Source organism: Piscinibacter sp. HJYY11, from assembly GCF_016735515.1.
Classification (GTDB): domain Bacteria; phylum Pseudomonadota; class Gammaproteobacteria; order Burkholderiales; family Burkholderiaceae_C; genus Rhizobacter.
Genome location: NZ_JAERQZ010000001.1, coordinates 3,680,713 through 3,693,466 on the forward strand (window position 1 = coordinate 3,680,713; position 12,754 = coordinate 3,693,466).

Annotated in this window: 10 protein-coding genes; 4 read left to right on the forward strand and 6 right to left on the reverse strand. The window is 60.4% G+C overall.

What is annotated here, in order from left to right; all coding sequences use genetic code 11:
* Positions 1–26 precede the first annotated feature (26 nt).
* From JI745_RS17120 to JI745_RS17140, 5 genes are read right to left on the reverse strand one after another with little or no spacing between them, the layout of a single operon-like run.
* Positions 27–1,628, reverse strand: coding sequence for a TniQ family protein (locus JI745_RS17120; RefSeq protein WP_201809618.1), 1,602 nt, complete (start codon positions 1,626–1,628; stop codon positions 27–29).
* Between the two features lies 1 nt (position 1,629).
* The gene (locus tag JI745_RS17125) at positions 1,630–3,360 is read right to left on the reverse strand and encodes a hypothetical protein (RefSeq protein WP_201809620.1); all 1,731 of its coding nucleotides are present in this window, start codon (positions 3,358–3,360) and stop codon (positions 1,630–1,632) included.
* A 2-nt stretch (positions 3,361–3,362) separates the two neighbouring features.
* Entirely contained in the window at positions 3,363–4,244 is an 882-nt protein-coding gene (locus tag JI745_RS17130; protein ID WP_201809623.1) for a TniB family NTP-binding protein, read from the reverse strand.
* Between the two features lie 3 nt (positions 4,245–4,247).
* Positions 4,248–6,119 (reverse strand): Mu transposase C-terminal domain-containing protein, encoded by a 1,872-nt coding sequence (locus tag JI745_RS17135; RefSeq protein ID WP_201809625.1) that lies wholly within the window; start codon positions 6,117–6,119, stop codon positions 4,248–4,250.
* Between the two features lies 1 nt (position 6,120).
* Complete coding sequence (locus tag JI745_RS17140; protein ID WP_201809638.1) at positions 6,121–6,753, reverse strand: TnsA endonuclease N-terminal domain-containing protein; 633 nt, start codon at positions 6,751–6,753, stop codon at positions 6,121–6,123.
* Positions 6,754–6,950: 197 nt separating this feature from the next.
* Between JI745_RS17140 and JI745_RS17145 the strand changes: the two genes are divergently transcribed.
* The 4 genes from JI745_RS17145 (at position 6,951) to JI745_RS17160 (ending at position 10,073) form a co-directional block, all read left to right on the forward strand.
* Complete coding sequence (locus JI745_RS17145; protein ID WP_201809640.1) at positions 6,951–7,763, forward strand: NYN domain-containing protein; 813 nt, start codon at positions 6,951–6,953, stop codon at positions 7,761–7,763.
* 57 nt (positions 7,764–7,820) lie between these two features.
* Positions 7,821–8,261 carry a hypothetical protein gene (locus tag JI745_RS17150; protein ID WP_201809642.1) on the forward strand — a complete coding sequence of 147 codons (441 nt, stop codon included), beginning with the start codon at positions 7,821–7,823 and terminating at the stop codon, positions 8,259–8,261.
* Between the two features lie 83 nt (positions 8,262–8,344).
* The gene (locus tag JI745_RS17155) at positions 8,345–8,758 is read left to right on the forward strand and encodes a hypothetical protein (RefSeq protein WP_201809644.1); all 414 of its coding nucleotides are present in this window, start codon (positions 8,345–8,347) and stop codon (positions 8,756–8,758) included.
* A 28-nt stretch (positions 8,759–8,786) separates the two neighbouring features.
* A complete protein-coding gene (locus JI745_RS17160) occupies positions 8,787–10,073 on the forward strand; it encodes a hypothetical protein (RefSeq protein ID WP_201809646.1) in 1,287 nt (428 codons plus the stop codon).
* Positions 10,074–10,123: 50 nt separating this feature from the next.
* Here JI745_RS17160 and JI745_RS17165 read toward each other — a convergent pair whose 3' ends face one another.
* Positions 10,124–12,586: a S8 family peptidase gene (locus tag JI745_RS17165; protein ID WP_201809649.1), complete on the reverse strand. Its 2,463-nt coding sequence runs from the start codon at positions 12,584–12,586 to the stop codon at positions 10,124–10,126.
* Positions 12,587–12,754 lie beyond the last annotated feature (168 nt).

A 12,754-nucleotide genomic window follows, 5' to 3' on the forward strand; every position in this document is an offset into this window, starting at 1 on the left:
GTGCAATCAGCGTAACGACAACCGCGTCACTTGCAATCAACCCAAGGGTTGAGGCGGAACGGGGCGCTGTCGGGTGCCTCGCCGGCCGGCCAGGTGATCCAGTCCTGAAAGGCCGGAATCCGCCTGTCCATGTAGGCCAATTTCAACGCGTCGTTGTATCGCTTCCCAACCAGGCTCTTCGACATTTGACCCGTGGGGCTACTGCAGAGGAAGAGCCAGGGACTCAAGTCGGCGAGCCGATGTTTCGCCCGGTCCAGTCGCACATAGCGACGAAGATAGATCTTCAGATCGTCCCCGTCGCGAGGTGTGTCGTCCAACGGCTCATCGTCGATCTCAGACAAATAGTCCTCGACCTTCATCTCCCGCAGCGCACTCTGTGGCAGTTTGAGCAGCCGAGCGGTGAGGAACATCGTGCGATCCCGGATCAGTTCCTCACGCACGCGCCCGACCGATGTTGACGCCGCGATGTCGATGCCCGCGAGGAACATGTCGGCATCGTCCTGGGTGATGCGTGGCCTTTCGCGTGCTCGCAATCGGCTCAGGTCGCGCCCGAACATCTCATGCGCGAGCGCATGGCTGAACCGCCCGTGATACGCCTCGACGACTGACTCGATGGAGCGGGCCTCATCCGAAGTGAGGTCTGTCTTGGACCGATTGAGCAGGCTGACCTCTTCGTCCACCCAGAAAGGCCTCACCGGCGAGTGACGCGTGAAATGCGAATAGATGTTGGGCCTTGAGCTGAAGGTGCTGTGGAAGGTCTTGGGCCAGTCGGCCAAAAGGCGCTGTACGCGGCTTAGAAGCATCGCACGCTGCTCTACGGGCATCTCATCAAAACGACCGGCACCCGCAGGCTCTACACCGTCGGGTCCCGGCAAGCGTGCGCTCGCGAGCAACAAGACACGAAGGCCATTGAAGAAGAGCACCGAGTGAAGGCCGCTACGGCCTGCCACATCCACATGCCCGTCTCGGCGCGCCGTCTCCAACATGCGCTGAAGCGCCAGAACGTCGGGATCGGCTTTGCCGGGGCGGAGCTTTCGCAGGTCTTCGCCGCAGCACCAACAGGTTGCCATCGACACTTGGTCAGACAGCCAGTTGCGTTCCCGCATGTCGACGCGGTGCGGCTGCAACGTGGCGCCGCACAGGCAACGGTCAATCAACATCGTGCGGTGCCGAGTGCAACCCGTGACCCAGGACATGCGCCATGCCTTGCGGAAGTACGGTGTTTCATCGTCGGCGAGACATGTGGTGCAGCACATCAGGCCACCGCGCCGACGCTGGCGGTGGAACACACCAAGCGTCGTCAGCCAGGTCGTGAGTCCGCCGGTGGCCAACTCTGTGAAGACCGCTCCGACCAAGCTCCGAAGTGCTGTCTCCTCCAGCAGTTCGAGCGGTACGCCGGTTCGACGCGCCAGTTCCTGCGAGAGCTCAGGAGGTGCCAACCGGTCGATGTCGCGATTCCACAAAGGAAGAGAGTCGCGCCCAAACCAGTGACGATAGAAGCGCTGGACCTTCTTGCCATTGGCATGTGCCAGCCGAACCATCCAACTCGACAGGAGCTCATCGGGAAGTGGCCTGGGCCGGATCGGCCAAAGCGACAGCTGGTCCTCGTGGAAGGCTGTGACGCCCATCTCAGCCCACAAGCAGATCGTGCAGTTCTTGCACCGCGTCGCCCAAGCTCGCCGCATCGAAGCTCGCAGCCGGCGAGAGCCCTATGCGTCGTGGAGGTCCCACTGCAGGATCGCCGGTGCAGGCCGCAACGACAGCTCGGAGCGCCTCAACCTCGGAGATCGGAATCGACGGCCACACATGCACAACGTTCTGATCGGTAGGCGACCAGGGGTGCAATGAGAGCAGTCCCGAGAGCCGTCCTTTCACCTGCAGGTTTGCAAACGATGCGAGCCGGCGGCAGCAGTCTCGGTCCACTGGACTAACCCGTATCCGCGTTTCTTCCAGCACCTCGCCTTCGTCAGTGACGATCTCGGGAAGCTGTGCCCAGTGGCTTCGAGCCTGACCGGGATGGATGCGCACGAAGCTCAACTTCTCGACCCAGGGCTCTCCGGCCAGGCGCGTCAACCACTGGAAGAACGGCGCCCAATCCTTGTCGGGGCACCGCAGGGTAGGTAGGCTCGGTCGGGCGTCAGGCTGCAGCGACAGGTCGAGCGGGCGTCCGGTGCCCCGGCCGGTGCCTTCGCCCGAACCATCCAGCGGTGAGGGCGGAAGCATACGCACCAGCATCTGCGCCGGCGTTGCAATGTCGACGCGCCGCGCTGGTTTGTTGACCAGGTCCGGGAAGCGGACGTCTCGACCAAGGTAGACCGTCCGCGAGGCTGAGGCCTTGGATGGGTCCGCATTGCCAACTTGAGTCGGCTTGCCGCGAGAGCTGGCAACGCTTGGGTTTGCCCTGGCATCGCCAGGTTGCGCACCTTGCCAACCCGGCGCGGGCTTGGCTTTCGTGGTGCACGAGTAGCGCACGGACTGGAACGGGAACGGCGCCGCGCAGCTGAGAATTTCCTGAACGAGGAAGCGCTTAAGCCACTCGGGTCCCTGCAGCTCAACCCCTCGGACCCTGAGCGTTGTGCGTCCGGAGAACGGGAGGCGGGTCTGTGCGTATACCGGGTCTTTGCCCTGCGTCGCCACGGTGCCAGCCACCAGCGAGCGGCCAACCTGGGTGGCGCCTAGCCTGGCCTCCGGAGACAGGAGGATGCGTGCCACATCGTGCGCCGATGCAGCGCCGAGGTCGTGGGGCAGCCCGATGGTCAGGTGGCCTGCCATGAGGCTTTGCTCGGTCACCAGGCGGTCGGCGTCGAAGTTCGCCGAGAACAAGCGACGCAGCAAGCCCCCCGACGATCCAAAGTAGAAGCGGATGAGCTCAGTTGATGGAATGACGTAGCAGGTGGTGTCGACCCAGCCCGCCAGGCACGGCGCCTTGGTGTGCTCACGGTGGAACACGTGCGCTTCGTACGGCAGCATGAAGCCGTCATCGCCGAAGCGGTTCTGTGGCGTTGTGGCACCGGCAACGGTTTGCACGAAGTCCTTGGCGTCGAAGGATATCTCCCGCTCCTCACCCATCACTTGGTCTGTGACGACCTTGTTTCGCCACAGGGAGCCCACACGCGCGGCACACAGCTGCGAGACTGTGAGCCGTATGGTCTCCAGTTCCTTCTCTCTCCCGGGCTCCGCGTTTTGCAGCACCACGCTGATGGTGGGTTGTCGGCTGGTAATGTGCCGCTCGTGGAAGGCCACGTCGCCCAGCCAGCGTATCCACCAGCTGCCGTTGGGCATGGCCGCGAAGCGGAATCCAGCCACCGGGTCGGGCGGAGCTGTCCGGCCTGGCGCCGTGTCGTTCGAGATGAACGCCACGGCTAGGCGCTCCGGCGTGAGTCGAACTTGCTCGACACGCGGTAGTTGCACTTCTCCAGCTCCACCAGCGTGATCTTCTCGGTGGCGGTACGAATGGCGTAGGTGGCCGCCGCTTCGACCAGCGCGCAAGCTTCACCCAGGATGCCGCGCGTGCGGTGAAAGATGACGTCGGCAATCATCTTGTCGTGCAGGCCGGAGGCGTGCCGAAGCGGCAGCGTCTTCTCGATGCTCTTGAGCAGCCCCTGGAACTCCGGGCCTGACTTCCAGCGCGGCAGCTCGATGGGAACGAAGCGGTTCTCGAGCTGCGGATCGGAGGCGAAGGCGCGTTTCGCTTCCGGCGTGCCGACAGCAACGATCGGAATCTTGGTCTTCGTGCTGATGTGCTTGAGCGCAACCAGGCACTCGAGCAGCTTGAGTCGTGAGCCTGCGAGAAAGTCGTTGGACTCATCCAAAAGAATCAGCTTGGGCTGGATGCGCCGTAGGACGGCGTACAGCTGTTCCCTGCGTTCCTCCGTTGTGTCTTTCGGGTCCACTTTCTCGAAAAGTGCCTCAAGGAGCGTGCGGTACATCGCCTTCTCGTTTGGCGACGTGACCTCAGCGATCAACACTGGCACCTTGACGCTTGCACCACTCAGATTCTGATCAGGAGGGTGGCGGCGCCCGAAGTGCTCGATCAGGCTGCTCTTTCCGTTGTTCGACTCGGAGACGATGAGGCGGCATGGCGGGCGGGTCTTGGTGGGCCAGTTCATCAGCTCCTCGAGTTCATCGAGGATGCGTTTGGCGGCCGGGTAGGTCACCCAGCGGTCGCCGCGGATGTGGGCTATGCGGACATCGTTCGCTTCGCCGAGCAGCTTCTCGGCCTTGGGGTCGAGGTTTCGGTCCATGGATTACATCGTCTCGATGTCGAAGTCCGGCACGTCATCGGCCTTGTCGGCCCAGTCGTTCCCTTGGAGCGACGGATTGGACGGCTGTTCGGACGGGCTGTGTGGGTCGTGCGCTGGGCGCTGCGAGGCCAGCTTCTGAGCGGTCTTACGCCGGCTACGGTTCTGGCGCTCCTTCGTTGTCGCCTTTGCGGAGGCATCCTCCCGGTTGCGCATGCGCTCGTAGCCCTCGAAGAGCACCGCCTCGTCGACCTGCCGGTTGGGGTCCAGCTTGAGCTCGCGCTTGACGGCCTCGAGCTCCCAGATGCTTATGGGCGGCCGCGTTCGGTCGCGATAGGGGATGAAGAAGTGCTCGCGCAAGTCAGGGTCGTAGAAGCGGATGCGGCTGATGTCGCGCGGGTCACGGGTAAAGATGAACTTGCGGTTCCTCTTTCGATCCTCCGGATCGACCGCGTTCACCCAGGGGCGCAGCACGTTGTCGAAGTAGTGGATGCAATCGATCTCGACCCCCATCGGCGAGATCACACGCTCGAAGGGCTGCAGGAAGTCCCAGAGCAGTGTGTCCGCGTTGGGCATCGGCGCTGGCAGTCCAATGCCTGGCACTTCATCGTCGCCGAGGATGTAGCGCTGGTAGAGCTTGATCGGCGGATAGCCGGTTTCGGAGTGCAGCTTGTGGTGATAGCGGTACGTGATGAAGATGGTGAACCACTCCTCGCATTCCTCGAGGGTCATGATGGCCCGCTTCTTCGAGTCGTACTTCGCCTTCTGGATCGTGTTGGAGAACGTGGTGCCGGGTATCCGGTGCAGCGCCTGCATGAAGCTGCGGAAGGCTCTCTCGACGTGGCCAGCGTATTGCGGCAAGCCCTTGGGGCGGTTCTCGAGAATGATGTCGTGCTGCTCGCAGCCACGCTTGAGCGCCGAGCCTCGGAATTCCTTGGCGTTGTCGACGAACACCTTGCGCGGCTTGCCGTGGATCGGCCACGGTTGCGTCAGGTTGTGCTTCTTGATGAACTCGTCCTTGGGCAGCATGCCGTGAACGAGCGCCAGGGCGCAGTTCAGGTGCCCTGGTTTTTCCATCGTGATGCAAAAGCCCAGGAGCATGCGGGTGCAGACGTCGATCACGATGGTGAGAATCGGGCGCATCCAAGGCTCGCGGTTCTCGTCGAGGACAATCATGTCCATCGGTGTGTGATCGATCTGCACCACCGCCAGTGGGAAATCGGCACCCGGGAAGTGGCCATGGATCGGCTCGTATTTGTGCCGAGCCTCGCGCGTGCCGTAGCGCTTGGCGTGCATCTTCCGTTTCGATTGCCTGTCCAGAAACTTGACGACGGTCGTCTTGCCCGGCGCCGGCAGGTTTGCCTTCGTGCAGCGGTACTTGATCTCGTCGTAGGTGGCAGTGGGCGATGGGCGCTCGGCCGTTGCGTAGAAGTCCTGGATCACCTCTTCGAGGATCTTCACAACTGCAGGCATCAGGCGCACGGAGCCTTTGTCGGTGCGTTCCTTGCGCATGAACGTCGACAGCTTCTCCGACGCCTTCCACTGCGCGATGTAGTTGTAGACCGTCGATCGAGACAGGCCGAGTTGCTTGGCCACCGCGTCGACATCCGCAGCCGTCTTGCAATGAGATTCCTTTTCCAGCAGGGGGCGAAGCAGCCGGAAGACGTCGACCGCGTCCCGCCACTGATCGGCGTTCTCGGCATGAATGAAGCGACTCGACTTCGCTTCGGCCACCTGGGTGACCTCGGACACCGGAGCGACGAACTTTTTGGTGCCGGTGTCGCGACGCACGATCACCTCATCAAAACCAACGAGGTCTTCGACGACGAAGCGCTTCTTCTTCCAGAACACGAATGAGCCGGGAAGAAGGTTGTGCATCTCAGGCAGCCAGGCTGATTGGGATGGCCATGTTGATCGGCCTGTCCCAGTCGATCGACAGCTGTCGAAGCGCCAGAAGGCGCCACATCACCGGGATCACCGCAACCGGTTCCACACCGCGCGTGGCCGCGGTGGCGACGATGTCTTTGGCGAGGAGCGGGCCAGACCGCAGGGCCTGCAGGATTCGCTTCTCGATGTCCGGCTGGGCAGGCCAGTGCAGGTAGCCGTGCAGAAACTTGACGGCCTTGAGCTTGGGGACGCGAATGTGCACCTCGGTCAGGACGTAGAAGTCCCAGCCTCGTGCTTCAGCGTATGCCTGAGCGGCCCGCAGCTTCGGGCGTAGCTCGCGCCACTGCCGGTCAAACTCTTCGCGATACTTGACTTCGACGAGCCACGGTCTTTCGCTCTTCCAAACGATGAAGGCGTCGAGCGTATATGTCTGGCCCTGCCCATAAGGAATGGTGACTGGCTGGTCGTCAAGGCGTTCGTAGTCCGGCTCGTCACGAACCAGCTCCATCAAGTCACGCTCAAGCGATGACTCGTAGCGCCGCGAATTTGGCATGTTGCCGGTGATGCTTCGGCACTGGATGCCAAACCTCCGTGTCGGGCCGAGTCGTTTGAGCTCGGTCTTCATCGTTCGGTCTGTACTTGCGCGCGCATTCTTATACGGCGCGCCGTCCAGACTCATTCCGCAGCTACCCCTAGGGTTAGGGGTGCCAAACGTCTAGCCAGTTATCAGCGCGTTGAACGTGGCTTTCTGCCGAGGCCCCGCCAATTTCCGTTGTCTGCCTGTCTTTCCAGCGATACGATGAACTGCATAGGGAGGATCCCGTGAAGAACGAGAACAACGGGGGTGCCGGCACCGTCGCGGTGTACTGGGACTTCGAGAATCTTCATGCCGGCGTGCTGGAGGCCCGCTACGGTGAAGGTGCCTACGCCAAACCGGACAATCGCTTCAGGCCCCAAGAGGCCGTCGTGGATGTCCAGGCGCTCGTTGAACTCGCCTCATCCTTCGGGCCTGTGGCCATCAACCGGGCTTACGGCAACTGGCAGTACTTTGGCCGCTACCGCGACGCTCTCCTCCAAAGCGCGGTCGAACTGATCCAACTCTTCCCGCCAGGGCCGTCGGCTAAGAACGGAGCAGATATCAAGCTGTGCCTAGATGCGACCGAAGACATTGGCCGCTTTGAGCACGTGAGCACGGTCATCATCATTGGCGGTGACAGCGACTTCATGCCAGTGGCGCAGAAGGTGAAAGCAGCTGGACGCACCCTCATCGGGATCGGAAACCGCAAGAACACCAACAAACACTGGGCCAAGAGCTGCCACGAATTTCGCTACTACGAAAGTGTGGTGGACGCGGAGACCGTTGCCGAAGGGCCTCTCTTCGCTGACAAGACGGCCCCTCCGCCACCGCCAGACCCAGCCGCCGAGATCCTGCGACGGGCACTGCATCTGCTATCAGAGTCGAAAGGCGAACCTTGGGTTAACAAGGCCAACGTTTGGCCACTGATAAAACGCCTCGATCCGACGTTTGATCCCAAGGACCACGGGCACGCCAGCTTTGCCGAAATGGTCAAGGCGTTCGAGAACCTGGTCGAGGTGAGGAAGGGTGACAAAGACCACTTTCTGCGATTGCGGTGACAACCATGGGTCGCTGGTGTGAGGCACCTGAGGAATCTCAGCGGAGGGTATGGGGAGATGGCAGAACTCGATCCAAAGATCGATATCTTCGACAAGAATTCTTGCGGCCCGATAGTCACAAAGGTGGCTCTGGGTGTGGCGGTATTGCTGTTTGCACTAACCATCGCACTGACCATCGGCGCTTTCAGATGCGGTGGACCACGTTGGGGAAGCGTCGTCGCGGCGCTTGCCTTGGCTTGGGCGGTCGGCGCACCTGCATGGTTCTGGTTCGAGTACTTTTTTCTCTATCGCATTTACGGCACACCTGGGAGCTTCGAGCTCTACAAGCACGGTCAGCAATTGTCCGTTGCAGTCTGGGCCGGCTTAGCTCTTTCCCTCGGAGCCTTCGCAAGCAGTGATCGCTTTAAGCAGCCGGAAACCAATGCAGCCGCCACAGGGGCGGCGGCGCTGCGAGCAGCCTCAGGCGTAGCAAATGCAAAGCCTCAGGCGTCCAAGTGATCGCGCAAGCCCGACTCGACTAGTACTAAGCACAGTACCTCCTGGACTACTTCTCTATGACGCTCAGACGGCTCAAGCTTTCCATGCATCGCGATCACGCTATGGAAGCGACGAGAGTGTCCATTGGCAAGTCAAAGTTGGTTTACGTCCTGGTCGCAGACAAGAAGCTACGGTATGAATGGGGAAAGTCACGTATTGCCTATATCGGGACGACCAAGAAGGGCACGGCCCGAATAGCTCAAAGCGTCGCGGCCCGAGCGGAAGCGATCCTCGGCATCCGCGGAGTGCGTTCCTTTCACGCGCGAGTTATCACCTGTCGGCCGCGCCGGAACGTCAAGACTTGGCACCAACTCGAGCGAGCCCTGCTGCTCAAGTTCAAAGAGATGTTTGGACAGGTCCCGCTGTGTAATACCCAAGGAAAGCGCATGCGTCGCTCGAAGGAGTTCAACTACTTCGCAGAGAACGGTGTGCAACTCATGATTGAAGAGCTTTCCTAGCCGGCCACACCCCTTCGAATTCGAGCGCATGAATCAAGAACTGATTGCTCTCCATGTCAGGAATTTCATCGAAACGTATCCCGCCGCGGAGAAAGACGCAGCGTGGCGTGAGTTGACCCAGCGGTTTCGCTGGTTCTGGAAAGGACGCGTCCTCCAAGCGGACGGCCAACCTCTTTCAGACGCCGAATGCGATGAAGTGATCCGTACGCTGGATCGCAACGCCAAAGGGAACACCAAGGCGAGCGAGGCGGTGGCGAAGGCGATGGTCCCTCAGGGAGCTTGGCGCCGCATGCTGAACGAGTTCCACACTAACGCGACACTGGGTGGACTGATGGACCGTGTACTCTCTGAAACCGACGCCAGCTCAAAAGCCCGTCTGATCGACGAGCTGTACATCGCCAACGCCGGGCAGAAAAACAACCTGACCGGTCCCAGCGGAAATGCTATCGGAGCCTACCTTGCTGCGTTCGACCCGGTCGCAAACCTGTCGATCATTTCGCTTAAGGATCGCCGAGCCATCATCGACTACTTCGGCTTCGTGAACGAGATCGACTGGGATGGCCCATCAATCGGTCACCGAATCGTCGAAAGCAACCGCGTGATCATCGAAGGCAGCAAGTCCTTTGGTCTCACAGGATCGGCTCGCACGATTTCGCGCTTCTACTACCAGGCGGAGGTCAAGGCGCTCTGGCGTGGTGAGCATTCCGTCCGGCTGCCCGGCCGAACCGTGAGTGTTGCAGTACCACCCGTGACTGATGAGCTCGAGGAGGCGCCGGCAGACTCGGAAGTCGTTCGTGAATCTATGCAGGTGCAGGGGCTGCTCGCGCGCATCGGCACGATGATGAACTTCTCGATCTGGTTGCCGAAGGCGGACAGAAGCCGTGTGCTGAAGGTGTGGAAGCCTGAGCCTGGCGAGCTGATCGACGAGCTGCCGTTGGGATACGACCCGTCCACGATTAAGACCATCGAGCAGATTGACGTGTTGTGGTTGCGCAAGCGGAGCATCGTTCGAGCGTTCGAGGTAGAGCACACCACATCCGTCTATTCCGGTCTGCTACGGATGGCGGACCTGGTGGCCCTTCAGCCCAACATCAACATCAAGCTTCACATCGTGGCGCCGGCAGATCGCCAAGAGAAGGTGCTGCAGGAGATTCGCCGTCCCGTTTTCTCATTGCTGGAAGGCCGCGAACTTGCTCAGATGTGCACCTTCCTCTCATACGACAGCATCCGCGAGATCGGTGAGTTGAAGCACCTCGAGCACCTGTCCGACAAGATTCTCGAGGAGTACCAGGACATTGCCGGAACGGATCATTAAACGGTCGCTTCCGGTCCTTCGACCTCTGCGCGGCCGAACCTGTTGCTCACTCACAGCCCAACGCTGATTCCGATCTCGTTAGCGATCGGGGTGTAGATGTCGACGTCTGACTCTGCTAGCACGTTCAGTGACAGCACCAGCGCGTATCGGACTTTCCAATCAGCTCCAATTCCGTTTCCCATGTCCTTCCACCATCCGCCCACGGGAAACACTGCCAGCTCGGACTTATTTGCCAGGTCAGTTGCGAGTCCAGTCCAGGTATCGCAATGCAAGGAACCTCGAGAGCGAACGTTGTAGCGAAGAAGCCAGGCGTCGCTGTCCGGTTCCGGCATTGATTCTTCGACGCCTTCTTCCTCGCGGTCGATCTTGTTGATTCGTTGATGGAACTGTTGGCTACTTTCCGCTGCGCCTCGGACCGAGAAGCGCAGACCATGGCTTTGATATCTGAACTTGCTCCTCCACCCTCGTCGACTGGGGTTGGGCTGCACGAAGTATGAGAGAGTGACTTTCAGCTCAACGGGCATCTCGCCAAGTGCCAGTAGTTGTGCCTTGGGCCACGGCAACTCGTGGATGTTCACTTTCCCAAGGCGCGTACCGCTGCCGCTCTTGGCCTTGGTGCCGTTGTTCTGTGTGCCATTGGACTTTTTGCTCTGTGCCTTCGTATAGGCAATCAGTTCTTCCTGCAGGACCAGGGTCGGCCGTTTAAGTGTGGAATTAAGCGAGGCGTCGAGCGACACCTTGCCAAAGCCGAAGCGTCGCACCAGAGAGTCGCGTGCCAACTGCTTGGATTGCCTACTGATCCCTTGCATCATCACTGGCGTGTATTGCGCGCCATTGACAACGAGTGCACGGATCGTCTCTGGCCACAGCTGCGGATACCGGGCATGGACATGGGCGCAGATGCGAGCAACTTCGGCAGCCGCGCCACTTGTATCCCCGGACTCGGTTAGCAGTCCCACAGCTGGATTGTGCGAGGTCGTGAGCAGTCGAAGGTCCTCGGGTCCACGAACGACTGAGTCGGTCGATCGCGCGTCCCTGCACCCATTGCCACCCTCAGCAACCACGTCGGGTTTGTTAGGCCATGACCTCGACCAGCTGACCGACGTCCGAGACGAAGGTGCTAGCCCTCCTTGAGGGGCTATCGCTGTTAGGCCTGGCCACTTTCCCTTGTTGAAATCAACTTGCTGCGTGCATGCACCCACCGAAATGGCATTCCAGGCTTGCGCGGGATCTTCGATCGTCTGCAGGTCGTTGTTCTCAGGGTACTTGTGCCACTGATCCCAGTGGATGTTGCCGGCGGAAAGTACGAAGAGGCGCGGCCTGAGTTGCGGGAAGCCGCTGGCCGATACCGGAGGCAGATCGAATTGATTGATGCTGTCGCCCGTCAAACCGAATGCCAGCCTGTCCACTGTTGCCGACCATTCGCTGGGCATACCGGCCGTGGCTCCGTACGCTGTTGTCATCATCGCGAAGGTGCGGCGGCGCTCAGCATTTGATTCTTCGACTTTCTGCGCAGCTGAGTTCATTACCCAGCCGTATAGCCGGGCGGGATTTGTACCTTGCGGCGGCCAAATCTTGATCGACTCCAGTCGATGGCCGATTCGGACTACCTCTTTGGAAGAGAGGGGCCCGCGAAGATCTCCATGTATTGCGAGCCCGGCCATTTCGGTGCCGTGACCGTCGTGGTCATGGCTCTCCCACTCGTCCATCACAGAATGAAGGTCGCTGCTTGCTATTGCGGCGTCGAGTAGGGGGTGGTGGCGGTTTACGCCTGTGTCGAGCAAGGTGACAAAGGGCGTGCTTTCGCTGAGTTCATCTGCCTCAACGCGCGCCGCTAGATCTTTGACCCAATCCGCCAATTCATAGGGCTTTAGTTCGCTGAGGAAGTATTCAGCCGATGGCGAGGTGCCGCGGATCTCTGCAACGTCTTCGAGCAAGTCAAGGGATTGCTGGAGCTGCGACCTTGTTGAGTGGACGAGTACGACGACGCGGCCAGGGAAGCACACGTATCCCTCATCAAGAGGAATTTCCAAGCGGGCTGCCTGTTTTGCGAAGGCAGCGAATGTTTCCTTCGCCGTCCTCGCTCCTTGACGAAGCCAGACTTGAAACGCTTGCTGGTTTTCTGACGCTGGCGCTTCATCTGTCCAGAGTTCATCGAACACGGCACGCTGGAAGGAGATGATCGCGTTGATTAGGTTGGCGTGCTTCGGGCGAGGCGCTTTGCCCGGCTTCGGGATACTGTCTTCTGCGATGTACGCCTGAACCCTTCGCTGGAAAGCCGTTAGCTTTCCCTGCGGCACATATACGCTGACCAGCTCTGTGTTGCTGGTGGACGGTCGGACACTCAGTACCTCGATGTCATCACGTTTCCACTCGAGCGCAGCGAAGTTCAAGCAGCCGGGTGGCGAAACCTCAAGCGTGATCGCGACTCCGCCCGGATCCAGCAAACCAGCCTTGGCCCTGAGGGCGTGCAAGTTCTGAACCTCAACGCCAAGCTTCTGAAGCTGGGCCATGAGGCGCTTCCCGTGCTGATGCCGGTTTCGATCTGGGGGGAGGGTTGGCCTAGCGCCCGAGCGCGGTGATTCGAAGTCTTGTGGGTCGGTGTAACCGCGAACGAATAGGTGGTCCAGCTCAAGCGGCATACGCACGGGTATTTTGTTAGGACCCGCGCAAACTATCTC

Coding starts and splice junctions, on each gene's coding strand:
- JI745_RS17130 (WP_201809623.1), bottom strand. CDS start 4,244: ATGGACCGAAACCTCGACCCCAAGGCCGAGAAGCTGCTCGGCGAAGCG.
- JI745_RS17120 (WP_201809618.1), bottom strand. CDS start 1,628: ATGGGCGTCACAGCCTTCCACGAGGACCAGCTGTCGCTTTGGCCGATC.
- JI745_RS17150 (WP_201809642.1), top strand. CDS start 7,821: ATGGCAGAACTCGATCCAAAGATCGATATCTTCGACAAGAATTCTTGC.
- JI745_RS17160 (WP_201809646.1), top strand. CDS start 8,787: ATGAATCAAGAACTGATTGCTCTCCATGTCAGGAATTTCATCGAAACG.
- JI745_RS17155 (WP_201809644.1), top strand. CDS start 8,345: ATGCATCGCGATCACGCTATGGAAGCGACGAGAGTGTCCATTGGCAAG.
- JI745_RS17140 (WP_201809638.1), bottom strand. CDS start 6,753: ATGAAGACCGAGCTCAAACGACTCGGCCCGACACGGAGGTTTGGCATC.
- JI745_RS17135 (WP_201809625.1), bottom strand. CDS start 6,119: ATGCACAACCTTCTTCCCGGCTCATTCGTGTTCTGGAAGAAGAAGCGC.
- JI745_RS17165 (WP_201809649.1), bottom strand. CDS start 12,586: ATGGCCCAGCTTCAGAAGCTTGGCGTTGAGGTTCAGAACTTGCACGCC.